This window comes from Globicatella sp. HMSC072A10, assembly GCF_001811625.1.
Lineage (GTDB): Bacteria > Bacillota > Bacilli > Lactobacillales > Aerococcaceae > Globicatella > Globicatella sanguinis.
The window spans coordinates 1-12,895 of sequence record NZ_KV805656.1; the positions used below are offsets into that span (position 1 = coordinate 1).

A 12,895-nucleotide genomic window follows, 5' to 3' on the forward strand; every position below is an offset into this window, starting at 1 on the left:
ACTTGATTGAATTTATCAAATTTATGCCTTACCTATTTAAGACGCAGGTTGAAACCACTCAACCACTGCGCTTATAATTAACGAAAGATAATTTTGAGTGAATTTATCAAGTTTATGCCCAGCCTCTCACTCCACTAGTTCTGCCAGAATGAGTAGAATCCATATTAAACTATTATGATTGGGTTGTTTCCCTTCACGACACTTATTACCAGTCAATACAAAAAGACTAGGCGGACATCAATTGTTCTACCTAGTCTAATAATTATTTTAATGAGTTAGATTAGTTTTCTTCTGCTAATTTACGTTCTTGTTCTACTGCTGCTTGAGCTAAGATGTTTAAATAGTTCCAAGGACGGTCGAATACTGGTTGGAAGAAGAAGTCAACATAAGCCAAGTCTTCGATCGTCATTTTGTTTTGGATTGCTAATGATAATGTGTTAGCTGATGCTGTACAGTCGTATTTAGACATGATTTGTCCACCGACGATACGGCCAGTTCCTACTTCATATACTAATTTCATGTATAATTTTTCGTTAGTTGGCATAAATTCTGGACGGTAGTTATCTTCAACATACACTGAACGAGTTTCTAAACCAAAATGTTTTGCTGAACCTTCGTTTACCCCTGTTGAACCAATGTTCCATCCGAATAAATGTAATCCTGAAGTAGATTGAGTTCCACGGTAAGCAACTTTATCGCCGTTAATGTTTTTACCTACTAATGATCCCATACGTACAGCATTAGTTGCTAATGGAATGTATGCATGTCCACCATTTGGGTTATAGTTAACAGCTGTAGAGTCACCTGCAGCAAATACATCAGGATGAGAAGTTTTCATGTAGTTATCTACAATAATAGCACCATTTGGTAATGTTTCTAATTGGTCTTTTACTAAATCTGTATTTGGACGGAAACCAACACACACAATTACCATGTCTGCATCGTATTCAGCGCTGTCGGTAATAACTTTAGTAACTTTACCATTTTCTCCTTCGAATCCTTTAACCATTTGGTTTAATTGAACATTTACATTACGATCACGTAAGTCTTGTTCTAAAATATCAGTAAACTCAGCATCTAAATATTTATTTAAGATACGATCTAAACCGTCGATTAAAGTAACTTCTTTACCTTCTAAAGCAAATGCTTCTACTAATTCGATACCAATATAACCACCACCGATAACGACTACTTTTTTAGCGTCTGTTTTACGAGTAAAGATTTCTTGTGCTTGACGATAATTTTTACATAATAAAACATTTTCTAAATCGAAGCCTGTGAATGGAGGTAAAATTGGCCATGAACCAGTTGTTAACACTAATTTATCGAATGTTGTTTCAAATTCTTCTCCAGATTTTAAATTTTTAACATTTAATTTTTTAGCATCTAAGTCAACATTTGTTACATCATGTTCCATGTTTACATCCGCACCTAAAGATTTTAATTCTTCAGGATTTGAATAGAATAATCCTTGAGGGTCTTTAACAACGCCACCAATGTATAATGCAATTCCACAAGATAAGAATGATACATTATCATTACGTTCATAAATAACAACCTCAGCACCTGGGTTTTCATTTAAGATTGTTTTTACTGCTGCTGTACCTGCGTGAGTACATCCAATAACTACTACTTTCATCATATACCTCCTATTTTTTACACACAATGATATGATTACATTGTTTATCATACCACATATTTCACAAAAAAAAAGCTTATTTGTTATTAAACATTTTTATTAATTAAGCAATAGAAATATTGTTATATCAATACTTGAAATCCTTTTCTTTAGATTTCACTAATGAGTATTATTTAAAATTTAAAATTAAATAGTCGGGGTTTTCACAAACTTTTCAATTGGATTGCGTTATTTCTTAATTCCTTTTGTGCAATAATTGCCAAAAAACAGTTAAAAATTGCATATTAGAATGATTATCAATAATCAAGATTATTGCATTTCACAAACTAAAGCATTTTTAACTGTTCATTATCTATTATTATATTGGCTGATTGCAATTCGTAATTTTTTATTAAATTTCGCTGTTCAAGTTATTTACCTATTTTAGCTAGCTTATTTTAAAAAAAGCACAGCCCTTATTTAACTAAAACGCTATTAAGGACAACGAATTAGATTATTTCTCAGAGCAAGGGGCACTATTTAACTAGCTCATTGCTCAAAGCGAAGAGCTCTAAGTCATTATCTCACTTTAAAAAGCAACAGCTCTTATTTAACTAACTCGCTTCTTAGATATGCATCCACTAATTTTTCGGTTGCTACAATCGAATCCATATGCGTTCTTTCATACGAATGACTCGATTCAATTCCTGCACCTAATAAGGCATGTTTAATATCCGTTCCAGCACGCATGGCCGCTGAAGCATCACTACCATAATAAGGATAAATATCTAATTTGTATGGGATTTCTTGGGCTTTGGCTAAGGCTACTAAATGTTGACGGAAATTATAATGGTAAGGGCCAGAAGCATCTTTAACACAAATTGAAACGGTATACTCATCAGTTTGTTGATCATCTCCCATCGCTCCCATATCAACCGCTAAAAACTCAACGGTCTTAGAATCAATGCTACTGTTGGCACCATGTCCTACTTCTTCAAAGACACTGAACATAAAATGGGTCGTATGAGGTAAAACAATTTTATCGTCTGCATAAACTTTTAACAGTTTTAATAAAATAGCAGCTGAGACTTTATCGTCCAAGAAGCGTGACTTAACAAAGCCCTCTTCCGTAATAATGGTCCGTGGATCAAAAGAAACAAAGTCGCCAACTTCAATTCCTAGAGCTCGTGTTTCGTCTTCATTCGTCACTTTTGCATCGAGACGCACTTCCATATTATCTTGGGTACGTTCGGCTGTTCCGGCATCACGGTAAACATGGGTACTTGTTTGATGAATTAAAATAGTGCCACTGACTGTTTGTTGGTTACTCGCCATATGAACGAAGCAATTTTCCCCTTCAATCATATTCCAAGGGAAACCACCTATTTTATCTAGTTTCAAACGTCCATCCGGTTTAACCGCACGTACAATGGCTCCTAAAGTATCAACGTGTGCCGTTATTGTACGATGCTCTTGGGTATTTTGTCCCTCAACCGTCACGATTAAGTTCCCTTTTGGTGTTCGTCGATAGTCATAGCCTAATTCTGTGACTGTCTTAGCTAAATAATCCACTACTTCATTGGTATAACCTGTTGGTGAAGAGATTGCTAATAAGTCTTCTAAATATTGAATTGTTTGTTTCATCCGTTATCTTACTCCTTACATCAATCAATTCGTTTTTCGGTAAAACGAAAGTATATCTTCAAGCACAGTATCGGCATCTTTTTCATGAATGATTTCATGCTTCATATTCGGATATTGTTTTAATACTAAATGACGGTATCCTGCTTTCGTTAGACGGCGTGCAGAATCATCAATCCCGTCTGAGCCGCCGGTAATGAGCGTATCGTCGGCTCCATTTAATACTAGAATTGGCAAATCTGAGTGTTTCGCTTTAAACTTCTTCGGATAATTTAAGAGACGATTCAACTCAAACATCGTTAAATTACCACCATTGGTAAATTGTTCCATTCCTAAAGGATCATTTGCAATCGTTTGTAAATGTTGCTGGTTATAAGCAATCCAATCGAGTTCCTTAGGTAATACATTCAGGATTGAACTTGAAGCTTTTTCGCCACGATAAAAGCCAATTAGTTTTGCCAACGTAATACCAGCACCAACCATTGGATTATAAGGCGGTACACCTGTCAAAATTAACTTGTCAATCCGCTGATCATTTTCCAATAAATAAGCTCTAGCTAGCATTGAGCCCATCGAATGCCCAAACATATAGACTGGTACTTCAGGATACAATTGATTAATAAAATCGGTCACTAGTACTAAATCATTTAAGAGTTCTTGAGTACCATTCATAAACCCTTTAGGATATTTATCCGTTACCGAACGCCCATGGCCACGATGGTCATTAGCCACTACGGCAAAACCTTGTTGAGTTAATTTTTTTATCAAATTTGCATAGCGTTCTTGATGTTCCATCGCACCGTGGACCAGTTGAACAACAGCTTTAGGTTTTTCAACATGATACACTTTAGTAAATAAAGGAAAATTACCGTTCGCTAATAAAAAATATTCCGTCTGATTCGTCGCTACTTGATTACTGGTAATAATTTGAACCCCTTTGGTCGCCTTTCTGTTATGATGTTTACCTAAGAAATATAAATGTGGTAACACGCCGGCCATCATGGTACTAGCTCCTAATACTTTTGCGGTTTTCTTCATGGATTACCCTCCTTTAATTTAAAAAATAAGAGTCAGCAAGGGAATGAGCGAATGGTTGACAATCGACTGATTGCTGTTTCATTTGTCATGCCTCATTGCCCACTCTTAATAAAAATCTTGTATTTAACGTAAATAATTCATAAAAGCTGATGCAATTGTAAAATAAATAAACACGGAAGTTAAGTCACTAAGAGTTGAGATGAACGGTCCACTGGCAACCGCTGGATCAAAGCCGATTTTATTCATTAGTTTCGGAATTAACGCGCCGGCTAAATTCGCAACAAAGATTGCACAAGCCATCGATATACCAATAATACCACCTAAAATAATATTTCGCTTCCATATTCCTGCCACAACCGCAATGGTAACACCAACAATGATACCTTTAATTAAACCAGTTAAAATTTCAAACATTAAATTATTTTTGGTATCTTCTTCTGTTTTATTCGTCAACTTACGCACAGCGACCGCTAATGATTGAGTTCCGGCATTCCCCGCAGTACCAGTAATTAATGTCACGAATGCTGATAATACACTAGCAGATTCAATTAAGTCTTCATACTGACTAATTAACGTAGCAGTCCCCATTCCTAAGAATAATAACGTAATTAACCACGGCAAACGGCTTTTAGCAGCAGACCAAGGTGTTTCGTGGTCAACATTAACATCAACCGCAGCTAAACCAGAGTAGTCACTGTCCGCTTCATCTTGAATAATATCCAAAATATCATCGACTGTAATAATCCCTAAAAGTTCGTGGTCAAAGCCCACAACCGGTAAAGCTAATAAGTCATAGTCTTGAACCATTTTAGCGACTTCGACTTGGTCATCACTCACTTGCACCGAAATCACGCGGGTATTCATGACGTCTTTAACTAAACGACTGTCTTCATTAATGATTAAATCACGAAGTGAAATAACCCCGGTCAAGCGTTCATGCTCATCCATGACATAAACATAATAAATTGTTTCGGCTTGTACCGCTGCGGTTTTTAAATACTCGTAAGCTTCTCTTAATGTCAGATTTTCATCAATCCAAACAAACTCGGTCGTCATAATGGAACCCGCTGTTTCTGGTAAATAATTGATCAATTGACTAATTTCACGAGCACTTTCTGGTTTCATTAATTGCATGTAAACTTTGACTTTTTTTAAGTCTTTTAAATGGTTTAAGAAGTCAACGGCGTTATCGGCATACATTTCAGCTAATACACTGGCCGCATAGTTGTCATTCATTTCATGGAAATAATCATCAATCGGGACTTCATCAACTTCAAAAGCATCAAAGATGCTTGCTAATTCTGATGGTGAAAGGTATTGATAAACTTTATCACGTTCTTCTGGTGATATTTGCTCAAATATTTTAGCTTGATCGTATTGATGCATTGCCAAAAATTCTGCACGAAAACGTGTCATACGATTATTATTTAGTAATTGTTTGATGACTTCTACGTTTTCTTCGAAGTTTCTTTCAAACACTTCCATATTATCCCTCCATAATGATGTTTATTGATTTTCTATCTTAAACGTTGTTTCTTTAATGATCCATTGTCGCATATCATCCGGCAATGGTTGTTGAATTTTAAGCGGTTCTCCTGTAAAAGGTTGGAAAAATTGCAATTCTGCACAATGTAACGCTTGACGGTCCAGTATTTTAGTTAAAGGACCGCCATATAAGTCGTCTCCAATTAAGGGACCACCTACATGGGTTAAATGAACACGAATTTGATGAGTCCGTCCGGTATGTAATTGTAATTTTAATAAAGAACTGTGTGGAAATTGTTCTTGAACCCAGTACTCCGTTTGAGCACTCTTACCGCTAGGATCAACGACTCGCGTAATTAACGATTGATCATTTCTGGCAATTGGCGCATCAATGATTCCATGCACATTCTGCCAGTTGGTCTTTGTCGTTAATGCCTGATAAAATTTCTGTATTTGACCATTTTGTATTTGTCGATCCATCAAGGCGTGAGCTAATCGATGCTTAGCGATTAACATCAGTCCCGTCGTGTCACGGTCTAATCGCGTCACGATATGAATGACTTGATCATGATAATCTTGAGCAACATAATAACCTTTGATACGATTGGCCATTGCCGAATCAGGATCCTTAATCGATGGAATAGAAACCACATCAGCTGGTTTATTGACAACTAATAAATCTCGATCTTCATATACAATCTCGATTGGCTCAAATGATGGAATGACCGTATCATGTCCTTTTTCATCAGGTGCGACCAGGATTAGCTCATCACCAGGATTAATCATCGCCCTAACTGAAACTGGTTGATCATTTAATAATATTTCCCCATTAAATTTTACCGCAGTCGTAAAGCCACGTGGTAATTCTAAATGATGCAAAAAATACTTAATCTGCATGGGTTCCGTTAATTCACTAATAAATTTAAATTCCATCTTATTTATTTAACTCTACTACTTCTCTTAAGAAGTCTTCCATCTCCTGCATAGTATTTTGGTGATTGATACGCGCTTTAATTTCGCCCTGTTGCAAAATAAAAGCATGCGGGACTGTTTCGATATTTAAAAACTGAATGACATCATTAAAATTAAGATCCTCTACTCGACGATTGGTATTGTAATAATGTAAAGTCACATCCAATTCTTTTGCTAAATGGTTTAATTTCGGTATAAAAGCACGACAATAAGGACATTCATCGAAACCTAAATATAACACGACTGCTTCATCCATGCTTTTTTCCATTAATTCATTATACTCTTCTTCGCTAGCAACCTCTTCAACCTGTGAAAAATCAAGAGCCGCCACTTCAGTTAAAGTATTTTTATTGATATGATCGTATTCAGCATATCGTGCCGCTTTTTCTGCTGGTTCCATTGCTAAAAATTGGAGATTATCATCAATAACGACTTCACCATCGATTAAATCTTCCTCTGCGATGACATTACTTTCATTGTCATTATTAGCAGTCGTTGACGCTTCATTTGAATTTTCAACTTGTTCTTCACTTGATTGTACTGACGTGTCAGTAACGGTCTCTTCGGATGTTTCAACGGTTGTTTCTTGGATGGTAGTCTCCTCAGCAGTCGTTGATGCTTCAGTCGTTGTTGTGACTTCCTTATCTGTGGTGGAACAACCTGCTAAAGTTGATATTGCAACCATACTGGTCAAAAATAGAGAATAAAATTGTTTCATATCATTGCTCCTATTATTTTAATAGATTATTGATTTGATTGATATTGTTTTGTTTTTGTTTTAAGCCAATAAAAGATGCTTCCACTCGATTCCAAAAATGGGTATGACGGATATTAGCAAAGCGTATCCGGCTTTCAGAAATTTTTAAAACTAATGATTGAATCTCAATATCACTAATATACTTATTATCAAACATTAACATAAAGGTCGTTTCTTTGCCATGAATGGTAGGATAAATCTTTAACCATTCATCTTTGGCAATAATCATCGGAGAACCTAATGAACGGTAAACACGATTATTTAATGACGCAATCTCTGTTAATTGTAACGCATCTAAACGCGGATGAATCACAGCTCCACCTAATGATTTATTAAGACCAGTGGATCCGGTCGGTGTCGCGATACACAAGCCATCCCCGCGAAGTGTTTCAAAAAATTCTTCTTTAACATAAATATCACTGACCATCGTGCCAAAATTTGAACGAATCGAACATTCATTTAATGCCAAGAATTTACTTTTATTGCCAATGGTATCTTCCATGGTAATCTCTAACAATGGATAGGTCACCGGTGGTTTATCCACACAATCTAACAAACCTTCGACCAGAGCTTCAATTTCATATGATTGCCAATCAGCATAGAAACCTAAATGGCCGGTGTGAATCCCAATAAACTGTATCGAATCTACACGATTTTGTAAACGTTGAAAGGCGGATAATAAGGTGCCATCGCCTCCGATTGTAATAATATAATCGAATGCTTGTTCTTCATCGACCACTGCAATATTCGCTTTTGCTAATAGTTTTAATAATTTTGCTTTAATCGACTGTGATTCTTCTTTTTTACTTGCATAAATATAAACACGAATTGACATCTTGTCGGCCTCCTATTTGCGATCAAAGATACGAATAGCTTCCCTAATTTCATCTCTAATCTCAGACATTTCTTCATCTAACATAAAAGCAGCTTCCGATGCTCTTTCCAATCTTCTAAGGATTTCTTCTGGGTATTCTCCTCGATATTTATAATTTAGAGAATGTTCAATTGTTGCCCAAAAATTCATCGCCAATGTACGGATTTGAATTTCAACAATGACATTAACGGTTTCATTTGCTCGTTGAACCGGGTACTCGACTACCATATGATAAGAACGATAACCACTCGCTTTCCGATTCTTGATATAATCACGGACTAATAACACTTTAAAATCTTGCCGATTTTTCAATAGATGAGCGACCTCATAGATATCTTCAACAAACTGGCACATAATCCGAATACCCGCAATATCTTGAACACCAATTAATAAGTCTTCTGGTTCAATATTACGGATAGCCATCTTTTCTAAAATACTCTCTTTTGACTTTACCCGTCCAGTTACAAATTCGATAGGTGTATGGCGATGGTTATCTTTATATTCATCGCGAATATTTTTTAATTTTAGCTTCAATTCTTCTACCGCTTGATTATACGGCGCTAAAAATTGTTTCCAATCTTCAATAAAATTATCTTCTACTTGCATCGTCAATCACCTCATTTGAAATTGGTCGCACTAACATTTCCATTTTACCACAACTTGAGTAAAATTTATTGGGATATGCGAGAAAAATTTGATATAATCAAAAACGGACTAAAGAAAGAGGGATATCATGAGTTATTCAATTGAACAAGAAATAAAAGCCAAGTTAACCGCTAATGAATTCACAAAACTATTAAGTCATTTTGAACTGGCTTTTGATCAATATCAAACCCAACATAATAATTACTATGATTCAGCTGATCAAAAACTCAAAAAAGCGCAGGCTACCTTAAGATTACGGAATTTTAATACCCATAGCGAATGGACCTTTAAACAACAACAAGACCAACATCGTTCACTTGAGTTAACTGAAAGTCATAGCTATCCTATCGTGCCCGTCCCTCAAACAATAACCCTTGACCAACTTCATGACCCCGTCATAAAGGATCAATTGCGTTATTTATTTAAGGACGATGACACTTTGGAGCTTTTTTTACAAATAAAAACAGACCGTTATCTTTACCAAAACGAATACGGCGAATGGGCTATTGACCGAACTTATTATGGTGATACCGTCGACTATGAAATTGAATTAGAAACCCATGACTTAGAACCAGCAAAAGTAGCATTTGAAAACTTACTCACCGCCTTAGCAATCGATTTTCGGCCAGCAGATAAGAAGATTGCTCGAGCTTTGCATTATCTAAAACAATCAAATGATCATTAAAGCTTATGATTGGTATTAGAAATTTAGTTTTGGTAAGATAACATTACTAGAGAGATTAGAGGGAGGAATTACTGTGAAATCTGAATATCAAATTGAATACAGAACGAATGGGATTCCTAAAGTTTTTGAATTTTACTTATTTGTCAATCCATTAGGACGCCAATGTTTTAACTGTGAACGAGAATTAACCAAAACAATAGACTTAATTTCTGCTAAAACCGACGTCCACATTTTATGTTTCCACAATCAAAGTATTGTAACAGAATTTATGAATCGTTTAGGAATACCGTCTACCGATTTGACTTCACGTAACCATATTTATCGTAGTGTTTATCTAGCCTCATTAGCTTATAAAGCCGCTTCAATGCAAGGCAAAAAGAAGGGCCGCCGGTTCCTAATGGAAATGCAGTCACGAATTGTCGGGCAGTTAGAAAGATTTTCAGATGAATTTATTTTAGATTTAGCTGAAGAGATTGGCCTAGACATGCAAACCTTTGTCGATGATTTGGAATCTGATTATGCCAAACATTTATTGCAAAAAGATCAACAAATCGCTCGTGATATGAATGTCGCGTGCACACCTGCTTTAGTGATGTTTGAACACAGACTTGGTGAACGTGGTGTGTTATTAGAAGGATCGTTTAAAGCGCAAAATATTTTATCACATCTAGATTTCTTAATTGAGTTAGATTACTTAAATGATTTAAATAAACCAAAGCTATCGCTTATTGCTAAAAGAAAGACTGACTAAAACTATTCGACCTAGCATAACTGTCATCCCAATGGTTGGGATGGCAGTTCTTTTTTAGGCTCTACAACCTTTTGTGTGGACCCACAAGAAATAGGCTATTTATTGTTGAGACCCAATCCCCTGGAGAAGTTTTTTTAAAGCTTGACAAACAATATTAACGGAACAATCGCCACCGATTTGACAAACAATGCTCTAACTAATAAGTATGCTTTAAATGATGTTACTTTAAATATCGGGCGCGATAGCTTCCCTTAACTGTCGAAACAGCATAAAATATAAAAGAGACTTGAGGCTGGCATAAACTTGATAATTTTAGTTAAGGTTATTGTTCGTAAATTAATAGCGCAGGGGTTGAGTGGTCTCAAACTGTGCGGGGTAACAGACAAAGCGAGAATCATTCGATTTTCTTCTTCTGGTCCATTCCCAACTGTGCGGTTGTGAACAGTCGAAACGAAATTCATTTGAATTTCTATTTCTTGCTTAACCCTCTTTTTTCATTTTATTTAACAAGTAACGATTATATTGGAATGATAAGATACCCGCCAACATAATCATGGCATAACCTAATAAACTATAACGATCAGGCACTTGTTTTAAAAATATAAAGCCCCATAAACCAGTGAAAATAATATTCGTGTAATCAAAAACCGATATTTCAGAAGCCGGAGCAAATTTATAGGCAAATGTAATACCAAATTGACCCACGGTTGCCATTAAACCAACAGTTACCAAAATTAAAATTTGTTGTCCACTCATCGGTGCATAATTAAAAATGAGCTGTGGTAAACTGATAATCGTGGAAAAAGCCGAGAAAAAGGCAATAATAAATGCCGGGGTAACACCCATGGAATTCAGTTTTCTAACACAAGTATAAGCCGCACCGGCACTAACCCCACCTAAAATACCGATTAGATAAGGGAACATCGCGGTCGATGCTAACGTTGGTTTTACGACAAATAATACGCCCGTAAAAGCAAAAGCCAGCACTACCAAATGGAATTTCTTCATCGGTTCCTTTAAAAACAAAAATGAGAAGATTAAGGTTGCGAATGGCGATAATTTGTTTAATACTGATGCATCAGAAATCATAAGATGATCCATCGCATAAAAATTACACCATAAACCGACAGTCCCAATAAACGCTCTTAGAATCAGCGTTCCCCAAGGAATTGATTTGGGATTTTTAAGTTCTTTAATAGGTACCTTCTTATGTTCATTGAATAAAACAATGATTGCGACAATCATTGCTATTAAATTTCTAAAAAAACTTTTTTGAATGGTCGGAATATCACCTGCTAATGGAATAAATAAGTTCATTAATGAAAATCCTAATGCTGATAATAAAATGGCGATAATTCCTTTACTTCGTAATGACATACTTCACTTCCTTTTCAAATTAATCCACATTCTAGTGTAACATATTTCCACATAACTAAAAGTATCAATTCATCACTTACTGTCGCTACTACTCTTCATTTTCTACAAATGCTTGATAATCATTTAGCAACCAAACTTATTTATAAATAAAAAAAGAGCTAGGAAATCGTCATCCTAACTCTATATTTTTAATTATTCAGCATCTTTTGCTCTGTTTTTGCCATCGTAGAAACCACATGATGGACATACACGGTGACTTAATTTTAATTCACCACATTCCGGACATGTGTTCATTCCTGGAACTTCTAATTTAAAGTGTGTACGACGTTTTCTTTTTGATGCTTTTGATGTTTTACGTTTTGGTACTGCCATGTTTTACACCTCCTGATAGTGACTGAGTTTACTCAGTTTCATTGTCTTCGTTTAATAGGGATTGCAACTTCGCTAGGCGTGGATCAATTTCCGGCTTAGCATCCTCTTGTTGCTGGTGGTATTCATCTTCGGTCAAGACTGCCCAGTGATTACCTTTCGGTAAATCCTCTTCAACTTCATCAGGTCCTACCACTCGTTGCGGTAAACTTAATAATAGAGTCTCCAGTACAGCCTGTTCGAGGTCGATATAATCGTGTTCAAGAACGATAGTTGTCTCCTCATAATCGTCTGCATTTACATCATTCTCAGGATAGACGTAACGTTCCTTAATTGGGAAGGTTAAATCCACTTCCACAGGTTTTAAACTGCGCGTTGATGGTAATGTAATAACTACATCCGCATTACAGTGTAATATAATATCTGGTTCTCGAACAACAAAATAACCTGATACGTGAACGGGTCTTAAATGAATAATTGAATCATCTCGTGAAATTGCTTGTTCTTTGATATCCAAATCGACTTCGATTGGTACCAATTCATCTCTACTATCACGTAACTTTCGAATTGTCCATTTCATATTATCACCTCTAAAACGACAGTATGTATTATACCCTATTTTTGGCTATACTGTCAATTCTCTCTTATATTTTGATAGTGTCAAATTATTGTTGGTTTTCCTC

General features: G+C 35.8%; 13 protein-coding genes. 2 read left to right on the forward strand and 11 right to left on the reverse strand.

From position 1 onward, the window contains the following. Positions 1-280 precede the first annotated feature (280 nt). The 8 genes from HMPREF2811_RS02895 to HMPREF2811_RS02930 form a co-directional block, all read right to left on the reverse strand. Complete coding sequence (locus tag HMPREF2811_RS02895; RefSeq protein ID WP_071408026.1) at positions 281-1,639, reverse strand: FAD-dependent oxidoreductase; 1,359 nt, start codon at positions 1,637-1,639, stop codon at positions 281-283. Positions 1,640-2,224: 585 nt separating this feature from the next. Further along, positions 2,225-3,262: a M42 family metallopeptidase gene (locus HMPREF2811_RS02900; RefSeq protein WP_071408027.1), complete on the reverse strand. Its 1,038-nt coding sequence runs from the start codon at positions 3,260-3,262 to the stop codon at positions 2,225-2,227. 24 nt (positions 3,263-3,286) lie between these two features. Further along, positions 3,287-4,297 carry an alpha/beta fold hydrolase gene (locus HMPREF2811_RS02905; RefSeq protein ID WP_071408028.1) on the reverse strand — a complete coding sequence of 337 codons (1,011 nt, stop codon included), beginning with the start codon at positions 4,295-4,297 and terminating at the stop codon, positions 3,287-3,289. Between the two features lie 123 nt (positions 4,298-4,420). After that, positions 4,421-5,782 (reverse strand): magnesium transporter, encoded by a 1,362-nt coding sequence (mgtE, locus tag HMPREF2811_RS11520; protein ID WP_066125187.1) that lies wholly within the window; start codon positions 5,780-5,782, stop codon positions 4,421-4,423. A 21-nt stretch (positions 5,783-5,803) separates the two neighbouring features. Next, a complete protein-coding gene (locus tag HMPREF2811_RS11525) occupies positions 5,804-6,715 on the reverse strand; it encodes an RluA family pseudouridine synthase (protein ID WP_066125185.1) in 912 nt (303 codons plus the stop codon). Position 6,716: 1 nt separating this feature from the next. Continuing rightward, positions 6,717-7,472, reverse strand: a complete 756-nt coding sequence (locus HMPREF2811_RS02920; protein WP_071408029.1) for a TlpA family protein disulfide reductase — start codon at positions 7,470-7,472, stop codon at positions 6,717-6,719. A gap of 13 nt (positions 7,473-7,485) precedes the next feature. After that, the gene (locus HMPREF2811_RS02925) at positions 7,486-8,346 is read right to left on the reverse strand and encodes an NAD kinase (protein ID WP_348651913.1); all 861 of its coding nucleotides are present in this window, start codon (positions 8,344-8,346) and stop codon (positions 7,486-7,488) included. 12 nt (positions 8,347-8,358) lie between these two features. Further along, positions 8,359-8,991 carry a GTP pyrophosphokinase gene (locus tag HMPREF2811_RS02930; protein ID WP_066125177.1) on the reverse strand — a complete coding sequence of 211 codons (633 nt, stop codon included), beginning with the start codon at positions 8,989-8,991 and terminating at the stop codon, positions 8,359-8,361. A gap of 127 nt (positions 8,992-9,118) precedes the next feature. On the opposite strand from HMPREF2811_RS02930, the gene HMPREF2811_RS02935 reads away from it, so the two are divergent. Both HMPREF2811_RS02935 and HMPREF2811_RS02940 read left to right on the forward strand, forming a co-directional pair. After that, entirely contained in the window at positions 9,119-9,715 is a 597-nt protein-coding gene (locus tag HMPREF2811_RS02935; protein WP_071408030.1) for a CYTH domain-containing protein, read from the forward strand. Between the two features lie 73 nt (positions 9,716-9,788). After that, the gene (locus HMPREF2811_RS02940; RefSeq protein ID WP_071408031.1) at positions 9,789-10,466 is read left to right on the forward strand and encodes a DsbA family protein; all 678 of its coding nucleotides are present in this window, start codon (positions 9,789-9,791) and stop codon (positions 10,464-10,466) included. Positions 10,467-10,946: 480 nt separating this feature from the next. Here the strand turns inward: HMPREF2811_RS02940 and HMPREF2811_RS02945 are convergent, their stop codons facing one another. The 3 genes from HMPREF2811_RS02945 to HMPREF2811_RS02955 form a co-directional block, all read right to left on the reverse strand. Beyond that, complete coding sequence (locus tag HMPREF2811_RS02945) at positions 10,947-11,843, reverse strand: DMT family transporter (RefSeq protein ID WP_071408032.1); 897 nt, start codon at positions 11,841-11,843, stop codon at positions 10,947-10,949. A 192-nt stretch (positions 11,844-12,035) separates the two neighbouring features. Then, on the reverse strand, positions 12,036-12,215 hold the full coding sequence (gene rpmF, locus HMPREF2811_RS02950; RefSeq protein ID WP_071408033.1) for a 50S ribosomal protein L32: 180 nt from the start codon (positions 12,213-12,215) through the stop codon (positions 12,036-12,038). A gap of 28 nt (positions 12,216-12,243) precedes the next feature. Beyond that, positions 12,244-12,792, reverse strand: coding sequence for a YceD family protein (locus tag HMPREF2811_RS02955; RefSeq protein WP_071408034.1), 549 nt, complete (start codon positions 12,790-12,792; stop codon positions 12,244-12,246). Between the last annotated feature and the right edge of the window lie 103 nt (positions 12,793-12,895).